Source organism: Inquilinus sp. Marseille-Q2685, from assembly GCF_916619195.1.
Lineage (GTDB): Bacteria > Pseudomonadota > Alphaproteobacteria > DSM-16000 > Inquilinaceae > Inquilinus.
The window spans coordinates 375170-388664 of record NZ_CAKAKL010000006.1 but is presented as its reverse complement, the minus strand read 5'-3'; the positions used below and the strand labels follow the sequence as shown (position 1 = coordinate 388664).

12 protein-coding genes are annotated in these 13495 nt (G+C 69.0%); 8 read left to right on the top strand and 4 right to left on the bottom strand.

Features of this window, described 5'->3' with window-relative positions; genetic code table 11:
* The first annotated feature begins 130 nt into the window (after positions 1-130).
* From pbpC to LG391_RS25680, 7 genes are all read left to right on the top strand, one after another.
* Complete coding sequence (pbpC, locus tag LG391_RS25710) at positions 131-2254, top strand: penicillin-binding protein 1C (RefSeq protein ID WP_225770898.1); 2124 nt, start codon at positions 131-133, stop codon at positions 2252-2254.
* A 124-nt stretch (positions 2255-2378) separates the two neighbouring features.
* Positions 2379-2855 (top strand): MarR family winged helix-turn-helix transcriptional regulator, encoded by a 477-nt coding sequence (locus LG391_RS25705; protein ID WP_225770897.1) that lies wholly within the window; start codon positions 2379-2381, stop codon positions 2853-2855.
* Between the two features lies 1 nt (position 2856).
* Complete coding sequence (locus LG391_RS25700; RefSeq protein ID WP_225770896.1) at positions 2857-3993, top strand: HlyD family secretion protein; 1137 nt, start codon at positions 2857-2859, stop codon at positions 3991-3993.
* Between the two features lies 1 nt (position 3994).
* The gene (locus LG391_RS25695; protein ID WP_225770895.1) at positions 3995-5524 is read left to right on the top strand and encodes a DHA2 family efflux MFS transporter permease subunit; all 1530 of its coding nucleotides are present in this window, start codon (positions 3995-3997) and stop codon (positions 5522-5524) included.
* 125 nt (positions 5525-5649) lie between these two features.
* On the top strand, positions 5650-6405 hold the full coding sequence (locus tag LG391_RS25690; protein ID WP_225770894.1) for a hypothetical protein: 756 nt from the start codon (positions 5650-5652) through the stop codon (positions 6403-6405).
* Positions 6405-6968 carry a hypothetical protein gene (locus tag LG391_RS25685; protein WP_225770893.1) on the top strand — a complete coding sequence of 188 codons (564 nt, stop codon included), beginning with the start codon at positions 6405-6407 and terminating at the stop codon, positions 6966-6968. Before LG391_RS25690 ends, LG391_RS25685 begins: the two co-directional genes overlap by 1 nt.
* A 161-nt stretch (positions 6969-7129) precedes the next feature.
* Positions 7130-7540 (top strand): hypothetical protein, encoded by a 411-nt coding sequence (locus LG391_RS25680; RefSeq protein ID WP_225770892.1) that lies wholly within the window; start codon positions 7130-7132, stop codon positions 7538-7540.
* Between the two features lie 61 nt (positions 7541-7601).
* On the opposite strand, the gene LG391_RS25675 is transcribed toward LG391_RS25680, so the two are convergent.
* The 4 genes from LG391_RS25675 to LG391_RS25660 form a co-directional block, all read right to left on the bottom strand.
* On the bottom strand, positions 7602-8228 hold the full coding sequence (locus LG391_RS25675; protein WP_225770891.1) for a macro domain-containing protein: 627 nt from the start codon (positions 8226-8228) through the stop codon (positions 7602-7604).
* Positions 8229-8236: 8 nt separating this feature from the next.
* Positions 8237-10189 carry a bifunctional 2',3'-cyclic-nucleotide 2'-phosphodiesterase/3'-nucleotidase gene (locus LG391_RS25670; protein WP_225770890.1) on the bottom strand — a complete coding sequence of 651 codons (1953 nt, stop codon included), beginning with the start codon at positions 10187-10189 and terminating at the stop codon, positions 8237-8239.
* 121 nt (positions 10190-10310) lie between these two features.
* A complete protein-coding gene (locus LG391_RS25665) occupies positions 10311-10499 on the bottom strand; it encodes a YegP family protein (RefSeq protein WP_225770889.1) in 189 nt (62 codons plus the stop codon).
* Between the two features lie 92 nt (positions 10500-10591).
* On the bottom strand, positions 10592-12034 hold the full coding sequence (locus LG391_RS25660) for a helix-turn-helix transcriptional regulator (RefSeq protein WP_225770888.1): 1443 nt from the start codon (positions 12032-12034) through the stop codon (positions 10592-10594).
* Between the two features lie 163 nt (positions 12035-12197).
* Here LG391_RS25660 and aceA point away from each other — a divergent pair, with 163 nt between their 5' ends.
* On the top strand, positions 12198-13475 hold the full coding sequence (gene aceA / locus LG391_RS25655; protein ID WP_225770887.1) for an isocitrate lyase: 1278 nt from the start codon (positions 12198-12200) through the stop codon (positions 13473-13475).
* Positions 13476-13495 lie beyond the last annotated feature (20 nt).

The window sequence follows — 13495 nt, the reverse complement described above, 5'->3', positions numbered from 1 at the left end:
TTGCGACAGTCCAGGCCGGACCGAGCCGAGAGACCCCCTCCCCCTGGCCCCCTCCCGCGAGGGGGAGGATAAAAAAGGAGGCGAAAGGCTCCGGCCATCAATCCGCCACCGGCTGCGCTAGAATGACGGCATGGGCGGGATATCGAGACTCTGGCGGCGGATCGCGATCGGGGCGGGGGCGGGCATCGCCCTGGCCGCGCTGGTCGTCGGCGCCGCGCTGTGGCTCGACGCCCGCTACCCGCCGGCGCTCGGCCGCTATCTCGACCGCTCCGCCATCGTCCTCGACAAGGACGGGCAGCTGCTGCGCGCCTTCACCGCCCGCGACGGCACTTGGCGGCTGCAGGCCACGGTCGACGACGTGTCGCCGCTCTACCTGGCCCTGCTGCAGGCCTATGAGGACAAGCGCTTCCGCCGGCATCTCGGCGTCGACCCGCTGTCGACCGCGCGCGCCTTCGGCCAGATGGTCCGGCATGGCGGCGTCGTCTCCGGCGCCTCGACCCTGACCATGCAGGCGGTGCGCCTCCTGGAGCCGCGGCCGCGCACCTTCGGCTCGAAGCTGATCGAGATGGCCCGGGCCCTGCAGCTCGAGGCGCATTACTCGAAGGACGAGATCCTCGGCATCTACCTGACCCTGGCGCCCTTCGGCGGCAACCTGGAGGGCGTGCGCGCCGCCTCCCTGGCCTATTTCGGCAAGGAGCCGAAGCTCCTGACCCCCGGCGAGGCGGCGCTGCTGGTGGCGCTGCCGCAATCGCCCACCCGGCTGCGGCCGGACCGCTTCCCGCAGGCGGCTCGCCAGGCCCGCGACCGGGTGCTGATGCGCGTCGCCGCGGCCGGGGCGCTGGACCTGCAGGCGGCGCGCGAGGCGACCGAACAGCCGACCCCGGCCGCCCGGCAGCCGCTGCCGTTCCGGGCGCCGCACCTGGCCGAGCGGCTGGTGGCCGAGAACCGCGGCCGGGAGGTGCTGCGCAGCACCATTGACGGTCGGCTGCAGGCGGGGCTGGAGGAACTGGCGCAGCGCGCGCTGCGCGGCCTCGACGCCACCGGCAACCTCGCCGTGGGGGCGGTGGAGAACGCGACCGGCCGGGTGGTCGGCTATCTCGGCTCCGGCACCTTCTTCGAGGAGCGGCGCGACGGCCAGGTCGACCTCGCCCGCGCCGTGCGTTCGCCCGGCTCGGCGCTGAAGCCCTTCATCTTCGGCATGGGCTTCGAGGACCGCATCATCCTGCCCGAGACGGTGGTGCTGGACCTGCCGATGCGCTTCGGCGACTACGCCCCGACCAATTTCGACCCTGGCTATTCCGGCGAGGTCTCGGTGCGCGAGGCCCTGCAGCGGTCGCTGAACATCCCGGCAGTGCAGTTGCTGGACCATGTCGGCCCGGCCCGCTTTGCCGCCCGGCTGCGCCAGGCCGGGGCGCCGCTGCGCTTCGACGACCCGACGGTGCTGCCCAGCCTGGCCGTGGCGCTGGGCGGCGGCGGCACCACGCTGCTCGACCTCGTCCGCCTCTATGCCGGCATCGCCCGCGGCGGCACCGTGCCCGACATCGTCTTCCGCGCCGACGCCTCGCCGTCCGGCGGCGAGGGGCCGCGCATCCTCGACCCCTCGGCCGCCTGGTACGTCACCGACATCCTGGCCTCGGCGCCGCCGCCGGTGGCCATGGCCGATCCCGGGCTGATGCGCGACGGCCGCCGCATCGCCTTCAAGACCGGCACCTCCTACGGCTTCCGCGACGCCTGGGCGATCGGCTTCGACGCCGAGCACACGATCGGCGTCTGGGTCGGCCGGCCGGACGGGTCGCCCAGCCCCGACCGCTTCGGCCGCAACACCGCGGCGCCGCTGCTGTTCCGCGCCTTCGCCCTGCTGCCGCCGCCGGCCCGCGACGTGGTCGGTCCGCCGCCGGCCGGCACGCCGGTGGTGCGGGCGGAGGATCTGCCGCCGCGGCTCAGGCGTCTGCCCTCCGGCCCGGTCACGGTCGCGCCGCTGCCGTCCCTGGCCGGGATCGAACCGCTGGCGATCGCCTTCCCGGCCGATGGCGCGGCGGTGGAGCGGCCGCGCGACGGCGACCGCTTCGGCTCGCTGGCCCTGGTCGCCACCGGCGGGCGGCGGCCGTTCCTGTGGATGGTCGACGGCCGGCCGATCCCGTCCTCGCCGCTGAAGCGCGACGCCGACTGGACACCGCCGGGCCCGGGCGCGGCGCAGATCACCGTGATCGACGCCACCGGCGCCACCGCGACGGCCAGAGTCTGGCTGCGCTGACAGCTTTCCCCGCCGCCGCGCGAATTCCTGCCGGCAGCCCTGCGCTGCGGCGATAGGTCCGTCGTTTGCGCAGGTCGGTCAGCGGCCATATAGTAAGGCAGTTTACAATCAGGTCGTTTCATAGATGAGCGAGACCAAGCCTCTCGTCAGCCTCTACACCCTGATCAAGGATCTCGATCAGCTGCTGCGCCGCCGCTTCGAGGAGCGGGTGCGCGCGGCCGGGCTGGACCTCACCCGGCCGCAATACCGGGTGCTGCTGTTCATCGACCGCAATCCCGGCATCACCCAGGCACGGCTGGCGGAGCTGCTGGACGTCGAGAAGATGACCGTCACCGGCCTGGTCGACCGGATGGAGAAGCGCGGCTGGGTCGAGCGCCGGCGCGACCCGCGCGACCGGCGCGCCCATGCGCTGCACCTGCTGTCGCCCGCCCGGCCGATCGTCGACCAGCTCGAGGCCATGATCGCGCAGTGGCAGGACGACTACAGCGCCCGGCTGCCGGCCGAGGTCATGGCCCGGCTGATCGGCGACCTGCAGATCCTGAAGACCAAGCTGACCTCTGAGACGGACGAACCGGCGGCCGATGCCGCCAGGCGGTGCTGAGATGCCGGACGGAAGCAACGACACGAACACGAAGCCCTCGCCGCAGCAGGCCAGCGACACGCCGGCCGCACCGATGCCGTCGCCGGCCAGGCCGCGCCGGCGCGGCCTGCGCCTGGCGCTGCTGGCCGGCGTGCCGCTGGTGATCGCGGTGGGCGGCCTGGCGCTCTACGCCATGGGCGGCCGCTATGCCGAGACTGACAATGCCTATGTCCATGCCGACACGGTGTCGATCGCGCCCGAGATCTCGGGCCGGCTGGTCGGCATCGACGTCGCCACCAACCAGCCGGTCCGGGCCGGCCAGGTGCTGTTCCGGATCGACGACCGGGCGCCGCGCTACGCGCTGGAGCAGGCGGAGGCCGACATGCGCCAGTCCGCCTTCGATTTCCAGGGCATCAAGGCCAATCTGGTAGAGCAGCAGGCGGTGCTGGAGCAGTCCCGCACCACCCAGGACTACCGCCAGAAGGACTACGACCGCATCGCCGCCCTGGCGAAGAACGGCAACGCCTCGCAATCCGCCCTCGACGACGCCCGCCAGGCGCTCGACATGGCCCGCAGCAATGTCGAGGTCGCCCAGTCGCAGATCGGCATGACCCTGGCCAAGCTGGGCGGCAATCCCGACCTGACGCTGGACGACTATCCGCCCTACCGCCAGGCCCAGGCCCGGCGCGACCAGGCGCAGCTCGACCTCGACCACACCCAGGTCAAGGCGCCGTTCCCCGGCATCGCCGCCAAGGCCGATGCGGTGCTGCCCGGCGCCTATGTCACTGCCGGCTCGCCGGTGCTGGCGATCGTCCGCTCCGACAAGGTCTGGATCGACGCCAACCTGAACGAGACCGACCTGACCAACGTCAAGACCGGCCAGCCGGTCGAGGTCACGGTCGACACCTATCCGGGCGTCACCTGGCAGGGCAAGGTCGACAGCCTCAGCCCGGCCAGCGGCGCCGAGTTCTCGCTGCTGCCGCCGCAGAACTCCAGCGGCAACTGGGTGAAGGTGACCCAGCGCATCCCGGTCCGCATCCTGGTCGACACCGCCGGCAAGCCGCAGCTGCGCGCGGGCATGAGCACCGAGGTCGCGATCGACACCGGCCATGCGCGCGGCCTGCCCTTCCTCGGAGGCACGGCGTTCGGAGCGCAGTGAGATGGCGGCCCCAGGCGAAAGCGTTCCCTATCGGGGGATGATCACGGTCTGCGTGATGCTGGCGACCATCATGCAGGCGCTCGACACCACCATCGCCAACATCGCCCTGCCCTACATGCAGGGCAACCTCGGCGCCAACCAGGACCAGATCAACTGGGTCCTGACCTCCTACATCGTCGCCGCGGCGATCATGACGCCGGTCACCGGCGCCCTGGTCAGCCGGATCGGCCGCAAGAACCTGTTCATCGTCTCGGTGATCGGCTTCGTCGCCGCCTCTGTGCTGTGCGGACTGGCCCAGAACGTCACCGAGATCGTGGGGTTCCGGCTGCTGCAGGGCGTGTTCGGCGCGCCGTTGGTGCCGCTGTCCCAGGCCACGGTGATCGACATCAACCCGCCGGAGCGGCGCGGCCAGGCCATGGCGATCTGGGGCGTCGGCGTCATGGTCGGCCCGATCCTGGGCCCTGTCCTCGGCGGCTGGCTGACCGACCACTACTCCTGGCGCTGGGTATTCTACATCAACGTGCCGATCGGCGCCCTGGCGCTGGCCGGCATGCTGATCTTCATGTCGAACAGCGGCCGGCAGGCGGCCAAGCGCTTCGACTGGCTCGGCTTCGCCTTCCTCAGCCTCGGCATCGGCGCGCTGCAGATGATGCTCGACCGCGGCCAGGACCAAGACTGGTTCAACTCGCTCGAGATCATCATCGAGCTGGTGCTGGCGGCGCTCGGCTTCTACCTCTTCGTCGTCCATCTGCTGACGGCCGACGCGCCCTTCGTCCGGCCGGCGCTGTTCACCGACCGCAACTTCGTGGTGGCCATGGTGGTGATGGCGATCGTCGGGTCGCTCTACTACTCGATCATGGCGCTGGCGACGCCGTTCCTGCAGAACATGCTGGGCTATCCGGTGGTCACCGCCGGCCTGGTGATGGGCCCTCGCGGCGCCGGCACCATGGTGGCGATGATGGTGGTCGGCCGCCTGATCGGGAAGGTCGACACCCGCCTGCTGCTGCTGATCGGGCTCGGCATGATCATCGGCTCGCTGTGGCGGATGAGCGGCTACAACCTCGACATCTCCTCGACCGAGTTCATGCTCGACGGGGTGGTGCAGGGCGCCGGCCTCGGCCTCGTCTTCGTGCCGCTCTCGACCATGGCCTTCTCGACCCTGCCGCGCCTCTATCTCGACGAGGGCGCCGGCATCTACAGCGTGTCGCGCAACCTCGGCAGCTCGATCGGCATCTCGATCGTCACGGCGCTGCTCACCCGCAACACCCAGATCAACCACCAGCTGCTGGGCGAGCATGTCACCGCCTTCAGCCCGGCGGTGCAGCAGCTGCCGGACATGATGTCGCCGGGCACCCTGACCGGTCGCGCCATGGTCGACCAGCTGGTCAACCAGCAGGCCTCGCTGATCGCCTATATCGACGACTTCAAGCTGCTGATGGTGCTGGCGATCGCGGCGATCCCGCTGCTGCTCCTGCTGCGCAAGCCCAAGGGCGGCGGCAGCGCGCCGGCGGTGTCGGTGCATGCGGATTGACGGCCGACCGACCCGGCAGGACTGGCCTCCCATCGCCGCGCCGGACCGTGTAGGCTCCACACACGGACGACGTGATGGAGTCATCGATGGGCCCTGGTGGCACCTACAACCGATATGCGATCCGCATGGCCGACCGCAAGGAGGAGGAGGCGGTCGTCATCAGTGTCGAGGATCTCGCCCGGACGCTGATCGATACCAACAAGTTCCTGGAGACCAACACTCGGGGAGCGCTCGACGTGCCGGGGATCATCCCCCTGCTGCGGGACGCGAGATCGGGCGTGGAGCTGCTGCGGGAACTGGGGCTGAACGGGAGATACTACACCAAGGAGATCAACGGCCGGACCTATGTGATCCTGCGAGGCTATGCCGGGTTGCGCAAGGTGCTCAGCGCCAGCCGATATCTGCCGACGAATCCGAAGGTGATCACCTACGGCCTGACCCGGGCGGCGGCCGCCGCCGAAGGCGCATTGAACGTCATCATCACCATCGTTGTTCTGGTGCCTCTTGAGATCATCCGCCATCTGATGGGGGAACAGACGCTCAGCCAAGTCTTCGGCAACGTTCTAAAAGGCACCATGGTTGCGGCTCTGTCAAGCGCCGCCAGCATTGGCGCGGCGTCTGTTCTCGCTCTGATGAACTTCCCGGTCTGTGTGGTAGTTGGCGGAGCGATCGTCGCGGGTTTGCTAGTCAGTATGGCGCTGGACCAGCTTGGGGTCGCTTCTAGTGTTTCAGGATTCATCTCGATAGCACTCGACAAAGCAGTGCAGCACTGGGCTGAAGATGAGGCCAGGAAAGCTCGCGGTCAGCGCATTCTCGGGCAATTCTACCATGACAACCCAGGGCCAAGCCCGTGGCGAGGCCTTATCCTGGGGCGGCGGTAGTGCAGCGCAACGGCCTCCTGGCGCGTCTGGCGGCCCTGCATGTCCGGCCCGGTACAAGGCCGCCTTGGTGGGTTATTCCCGTCTGGCTTCTGTTCGATGCCGTCGGCCTCTTCATCTGCGGTGTCGGCATCTCCGCCCTGAGCGATACGAGTGCCCAATTGGCAATGCACGCTGACGTGGTGCGGATTACGACGCCCGTGGGCTTCATCATGCTGTTCGGGCCTATTTTCCCGATAATGCACATCATCGGTCTGCTCGGCAATTGGGCGGAGCGTCGGCGGAAGCCTGTCATCGGCCTACGGCAAAGGCACTTGTGGGCGATTTTGTCGGTCCTGGTACTTGCGGTTTTTCCGCTGATCTTCATTGCCAATTGGATGATCGGGATCCCCTTGCGCGAACGGGCAGCGGCGGCCGGCTATATCGAATGCGACGGCATCTTTGACCGGCTGGAACGCGGCCACGCTTACACAACATACGCACTCTCTGCGGATCAATGTCGTAAAGCAGGCTTCCAGCGCAGCCGGATTGAGCCGGATTTCGACACGCCGCGGCCACCGGCTTGATGGCGCCACGGTGGTGACGGACGATCGCCCCCTCTCGTGCCGAGCCGGGTATCAGGAAACCGTGGATCTCCATTCCGGCATTGCTTTTGTTGGACGCTCTCGGCCTCTCCATGTTTGGTTGGGCCGTCTGCAGGCTCCAGGAGGTGGATGCGAGCTTGGCGATGCGTGCTGACGTGGTGAAGATCATGGTTCCCGGCGGCTTCATCATGCTGTTTGGCGCCGTTTTTCCGGTGGTGCACATCCTCGGCTGGCTTGCCGTGCGGGCGCATCGTCTGCGGAAGCAGGTGCTCGGGCTGCAGGAAAAATGGTGGTGGCTGATCGCCGGGGTACTGATCTGGGGCACGATCCCCATGACCTGGGTCGCCAATTGGACGATCGGAGAGCCGCTGCGCGAACGGGCTGCAGCGGCCGGCTATATCGAATGTGACAGTCTGTTCGACCGGCTGAGGCCGAACCGGGCCAATACGACCTACGCGCTGTCGGCGGATCTGTGCCGCAAAGCCGGCTTCAAGCGCAGCCGGATCGAGCCGGATTTCGTCACGCCGCGGCCGCAATCAGGGCTCCGGCCGTGATCGATCTGCGCCGCGGTCTGGCGATTCCTGGCCGGCGGTACAGGCGCCCGCGGGCCGGCGGTCAGTACTGCAGCCGGGTCGGACGGTCGGTGTACAGAATCTGGTGGCCTTCGCTGGCCTCCGCCCAGCTCTTCGGCATCCGAAAGCCGTCGAGCAGGAATTCGTCGACCGCCGCACGCATCTGCCGGGCGCAGATCTCGGCCGGAACGCGGCCGACGCCGGTTCCCATGCCCGGAAAGGCGATGACGCGCAGGCGGTCCGCCAGGGGCTCGCCGGTTGGCAAGGTGCCATGCCGGGCCAGCAGCAGGACGGCACGGGTCGCCAGGTAGGGATTGACGGTGTCCGGTCCCAGCACCATCGGCACCCGCATGGTCGGCGCGGCGATCAGGAAGGGCTGGGCAAGGTCGCCGGTCTCGACCACCTCGGCGCTGCCGACCAGCAGCTCGCCATGGTGGCGGTCCAGGATCAGGCGGCGCAGCCGGGTCTGGACCTCGACCCCGAACCGGTCGAGATACAGCGCGTCGATGCCGCCATCCATGAAGCCGAAGCTGTTCGCCGGGCTGACCACGGCGTCGCAGGCGACGTCGAAGATCGAGCCGCGGTGGACGCCGACGTCGGCGACATCGGCGAAGGCCTTCTCCCAGGCATCGGCGAGCCGGTTCTCCGTCGCGGCCAGGACGATCTTCATGGCGGCCGCTACCCCGCGAACACCAGCCGGTACTTCGCAAAACCGTCGCCGGCGTCGCCCATGGGCTCGACCGTCAGGCCGGGCGGCACCGCCTGGGCGGCGGCCGGGGCGCCGGGGAAGGTGACGACCGCGGTCTTCGGCAGCGGTGCGAAGCTCCAGTTGCCGTCGGCGGTCGGGTTGATCCGGCCCTGCTCGTGGATGAAGCGCACCAGCACGTCGCGGTTGGTGTCGGGCGCCTCGAGCACGATGGTCTTGCCGTCAAGGCCGGGGAAGCTGCCGCCGCCTCCGGCGCGGTAGTTGTTGGTGACCACGACGAAGTCCTGCTTCTCGTCGATCGGCTTGCCCTGGAACCGCAGGTCGACGATGCGGTGCGCGTCCGGCGCCACCAGCTTGCCGTCGCCGTCGTAGCGCGAGGCCTGGGTCAGGTCGATCCTGTAGGTGACGCCGTCGATCACGTCGAAATTGTAAGAGGGGAAGGACGGGTCGATCAGCGGCTGCTCCTCGGTCTTCGCCGGGTCGATCCGGTTGAAGATGCCGGCCGAGCGCTCCAGCCACTCCCGCACGATGGCGCCGGACACGCGCACCGCCCGCACCGTGTTTGGGTAGAGATACAGGTCGGCAATGTTCTTGATCGCGATCGGCCCTGCCGGGACGCTGGTGTAGTAGTCCGGCCCGCCGCGACCGCCGGCCTTGAACGGCGCCGCGGCCGAGAGCAGCGGCAGCCCCGCCGCCGGCGTGCCAGCCAGCAGCGGCGCCGCGTACCAGAGCTGGGCCTGGCTGACGATCTGCACCGACGGGTCGTCCGCCACCAGGGCGAAGTAGCTGGTGATCGGGGCGGTGATCTCGCCGACCGGCTGGCGCACATAGGCGAGGGTGGCGTCGTGCTCCGGCTGTGCCGCCGCCAGGATCTCCGGCCGCGATTCGACCAGCGGCGTGACTTTGCGGTCCTTCCGCTCGTAGATCGGCCGGGCCTCGGACTTGAAGGTCGCGACCGTCCAGGCGGCGCCGTCGCGCTCCAGCTCCAGGTCGATGATGCCGAGATGGCTGCCCCAGAAGCCGGCCATCACCGCCGGGATGCCGTGCAGCGCGCCGCGCTCGGCGTCCACGCCGTCGATGCCGGCGAAATCCGGGCCCGGGAAGACCCGGTGCTGGTGGCCGGTCAGGATCACGTCGATGCCCGGCACCTCGGCCAGGAACAGGGCCGCATTCTCCTCGCCGCCCTCGCGCGGGCCGCCGGCGATGCCGGAATGGCACAACGCCACCACCAGCTCGGCGCCGGCCTTTCGCAGTTCCGGCACATACCGCTTCGCGGCGTCGACGATGTCGGTGGTGGTGACGTGGCCGGCGAGATGGCCCTGGTCCCACTGCATGATCTGCGGCGGCACGAAGCCGATGACGCCGATCTTCACCGGCACCGCGGCGCCGCCGTCGTCCTTCAGATTGCGTTCCAGGATCTTGTACGGCGGCAGATAGGGGCTGCCGTCGGTCTTCAGCAGGTTGGCGCAGACCAGGGGGAAGTTCGCCCCCTGCATCATCGCGCGGCCCAGGTAATCGAGGCCGTAGTTGAACTCGTGGTTGCCCATGGTGCCGCAGTCATAGGCCAGGAGGTTCATGGCCTTGACGATCGGGTGCACCGCGCCGTTCTCCAGGCCGCGCTGATAGGCCATGTAGTCGCCCATCGGGTTGCCCTGGATCACGTCGCCGTTGTCGAACAGCAGGACGTTGGCGGCCTCGGCCCGGGCGGTGGCCAGCACCGCGGCGGTGCGGGCCAGGCCCATCGTGTCGTCGCCCTTGTCGCGGTAGTAGTCGTAGGGGAAGACGGCGACGTGCAGGTCCGTCGTCTCCAGGATCCGCAGCTTCAGCTTCGGCGCCGCGGCCCGCAGCGGGGCAGGGGCGAGGCCGATCGCGGCGGCGGCGACGCCCGCCTTCAGGGTGGTGCGGCGGGTCAGGCGGTCGAACATAGGGCGCTCCTGCGGCTGGGGCGCGCTAGTCTAGAGCGAAGCCTGTGACGGTTCCTAGCGGACGGCGAGGTGGAGTGACGCGCCGGGCGAGGCGAGGCTTCGCTCTCGCCCGGCGATGCTGTCAGGCGGTCTCGGCCGTCGTGTCCTCGGTCGGCGCCGCCGGCCCGTTCTTCTTGATCGACTCGATGGCGTTCTTGGCCGAGGCCTTGCTGGCATAGCCCTCGGTCGAGAAGATCGTCTCGGAGTTGTACTTGAACCGCACCCGGAACTCGCCGGCCTTGTCCTTGTAGATCTCGAACTTGTGCGCCATGGGGTTTCCCCTCCGGATTGAGACGTTCGCCCGGCAGTTTGATCGCGATACCCCAATATTCGCAAGCCGCTTTCTTGACGGCCGGCAAGGTTTCAGGCCGCCGGGGTGAACTGATAGGGCGTGGCACCGCGCAAATTCTCGTCCACCGACAGCACATGGTTCAGCGGCGGGAAGGCGCGCTGGTCGCAATCCGGCCGCTCGCACAGCCGGCAATGCAGCCCGATCGGCGCCGCCGCCTCGTCGGAGGCGAGGTCGATGCCGTCGGCATAGACCAGCTGGGCCGCATGGGCGATCTCGCAGCCCAGCGCCAGGGCGAAGCTCTGCCCCGGCGCGCGGAACCCGGCGCCGGGCTTCGACACGGTGCGGGCGATGGTGAACCAGCGGCTGCCGTCCGGCAGCTCCGCCACCTGGGTCTGGATCCGGCCGGGCGACCGGAAGGCGTCGGGCAGGATCCACAGGGGGCAGGCGCCACCCATCCGGGCGAAGGCGGAGTTGGTGGCGCCCAGCCGCTTGGAGACGTTGCCGGCCTTGTCGCTGCGGATCAGGAAGAAGGGCACGCCCTTGGCGCCCTGGCGCTGCAGCGTGGTCAGGCGGACCGAGACCTGCTCGAACGAGGCCTCGAAGCGGCTCTGCAGCACCTCGATGTCGTAGCGCAGCGCCGTCGCCGCCCGCCAGAACCGGTCATAGGGCATCATCACCGCCCCGGCCAGGTAGTTGGCCAGCACGATGCGGCCGAGCCGCGACGCCTCGGGGCCGGAAAAGCCGACCGGCGCCACCATCTCGTCCAGGAGGGCGCGGTACTTGATCAGCGCGATCTGCACCGCCAGGTGGAAGCTGCGGCTGGGCAAAGGCAGCATCTCGGACAGCAGGATGCGGCGGCCGTGCCGGTCGTAGCGGCGGCGCACCGGGCCCATCACCTCGACCGGCATCACCTTGACCCGCAGCGTCAGCTCCTCGTCGAGATAGCGGATCAGCCCCGGGAACAGGGCGCCGGGCTCGATCGCCCCGGCCTGCCAGATCTCCTCCGCCGCCGTCTCCAGCTCCGGGAAATGATGGCCATGCGCCTGCACCCAGTCGCGCACCTCGTCCAGCGGCGACGAGCCCTCGGCGATATCCGGCGCCGATTGCTGCTCGGCCAGGAGGCGCAGCGTCTCCCGCCCCTCGCGATAGGCCTGGTACAGGGCCAGCACCGCCTCGGCGGCCGCCGGGGCCTGGGCCGCCAGGTCGATGATATCCTGCCGCTTCAGCCCGGCCGTGCCCGGCCGCGGCGTGGCGAAGAGCGGGTCGCCGAACACCTCCGACAGGCCGCCGACCAGCCGCTCGCCCTCATCCTCGGCGAAGCTGGCGAGGTCGAGGTCGAAGATCTGGCCCAGCTTCAGCAGGATCTCGACCGTCACCGGCCGCTGGTTGCTCTCGATCAGGTTGAGATAGGAGGCGGAGATGCCCAGCCGCTCCGCCAGCTGCGCCTGGGTGACCTCGCGGTCGCGCCGCAGCCGCCGGATCTTGTGCCCCAGCATCGCCTTGCGCGCGGCCATCCGTCTTCTCCGATTTACAAAACCTGCATCAACAAACTTTACAACCTTTCCCTTTCACCCTCAACGCCGCGTTGACGCTGGTCGCAGCGCAACCCACCATCCTTCTCATCTTCGCAGCGCAACATGACGCGCTGCTTTGTCGGACTTGAAAAGGATTTACAGGATGGCTCCCCTCGACTCCCCGACCCCGACCCGAAGCGTTGCCGGCCGGTTCGACGGCATCGTCCGGGACTACGCCCCGGCCGATGTCGAGCGGCTGCGCGGATCGGTCCGGATCGAGCACACGCTGGCCCGGCTCGGCGCCGAGCGGCTGTGGGAGCTGATGCACAAGCGCGACTTCGTCAATTCGCTCGGCGCCACCAACGGCACCCAGGCGATGCAGCAGGTGCGGGCGGGGCTGGAGGCGATCTACCTCTCCGGCTGGCAGGTGGCGGCCGACGCCAACACCGCCGGCCAGATGTATCCGGACCAGAGCCTGTATCCGGCGGATTCGGTGCCGGAGGCGGTGCGCCGGATCAACCGCACGCTGCAGCGCGCCGACCAGATCGAGCATGCCGAGGGCGGCGCCAAGCGCCACTGGTTCGCGCCGATCGTGGCCGATGCCGAGGCCGGCTTCGGCGGGCCGCTGAACGCCTTCGAGCTGATGAAGGCGATGATCGAGGCCGGCGCCGCGGGCGTGCATTTCGAGGACCAGCTGGCGTCGGAGAAGAAGTGCGGCCATCTCGGCGGCAAGGTGCTTGTGCCGATGCGCAGCTTCATCCGCACCCTCAACGCCGCCCGCCTCGCCGCCGACGTAATGGACGTGCCGACCGTGCTGCTGGCCCGCACCGACGCCGAGAGCGCCAAGCTGATCACCAGCGACATCGATGAGCGCGACCATCCCTTCATCGACCGCACCACCCGCACCGAGGAGGGTTTCCATCCGATCAAGCCGGAGAACCGGATGGAGTATTGCATCGCCCGCGGCCTGGCCTTCGCGCCCTATGCCGACCTCTTGTGGATGGAGACGTCGAAGCCCGATCTCGGCCAGGCCAAGCGCTTCGCCGAAGGGATCCATAAGCACTTCCCGGGCAAGCTCCTGGCCTACAACTGCTCGCCCAGCTTCAACTGGAAGGCCAATCTCGACGACGCGACGATCGCCAAGTTCCAGCGTGAGCTGGGGGCCATGGGCTACAAGTTCCAGTTCATTACCCTGGCCGGCTTCCACAGCCTGAACTACGCCACCTTCGAGCTGGCGCGCGGCTACAAGGACCGGCAGATGGCCGCCTATTCCGAGCTGCAGCAGGCGGAGTTCGCGGCCGAGGCCAACGGCTACACCGCGACCAAGCACCAGCGCGAGGTCGGCACCGGATACTTCGACGCCGTCAGCCTCGCCATCTCCGGCGGCAAGGCCTCGACCACCGCGCTGCGGGAATCGACCGAAGCCGCCCAGTTCCACTGACCGTCCGTGCCCGATTGGAG

Bases quoted from the DNA above. Each gene is read 5' to 3' on its own strand.
- pbpC (WP_225770898.1), top strand. From the start codon at position 131: ATGGGCGGGATATCGAGACTCTGGCGGCGGATCGCGATCGGGGCGGGG.
- LG391_RS25680 (WP_225770892.1), top strand. From the start codon at position 7,130: ATGCGTGCTGACGTGGTGAAGATCATGGTTCCCGGCGGCTTCATCATG.
- aceA (WP_225770887.1), top strand. From the start codon at position 12,198: ATGGCTCCCCTCGACTCCCCGACCCCGACCCGAAGCGTTGCCGGCCGG.
- LG391_RS25705 (WP_225770897.1), top strand. From the start codon at position 2,379: ATGAGCGAGACCAAGCCTCTCGTCAGCCTCTACACCCTGATCAAGGAT.
- LG391_RS25690 (WP_225770894.1), top strand. From the start codon at position 5,650: ATGGCCGACCGCAAGGAGGAGGAGGCGGTCGTCATCAGTGTCGAGGAT.
- LG391_RS25675 (WP_225770891.1), bottom strand. From the start codon at position 8,228: ATGAAGATCGTCCTGGCCGCGACGGAGAACCGGCTCGCCGATGCCTGG.
- LG391_RS25670 (WP_225770890.1), bottom strand. From the start codon at position 10,189: ATGTTCGACCGCCTGACCCGCCGCACCACCCTGAAGGCGGGCGTCGCC.
- LG391_RS25695 (WP_225770895.1), top strand. From the start codon at position 3,995: ATGGCGGCCCCAGGCGAAAGCGTTCCCTATCGGGGGATGATCACGGTC.
- LG391_RS25665 (WP_225770889.1), bottom strand. From the start codon at position 10,499: ATGGCGCACAAGTTCGAGATCTACAAGGACAAGGCCGGCGAGTTCCGG.
- LG391_RS25700 (WP_225770896.1), top strand. From the start codon at position 2,857: ATGCCGGACGGAAGCAACGACACGAACACGAAGCCCTCGCCGCAGCAG.
- LG391_RS25660 (WP_225770888.1), bottom strand. From the start codon at position 12,034: ATGGCCGCGCGCAAGGCGATGCTGGGGCACAAGATCCGGCGGCTGCGG.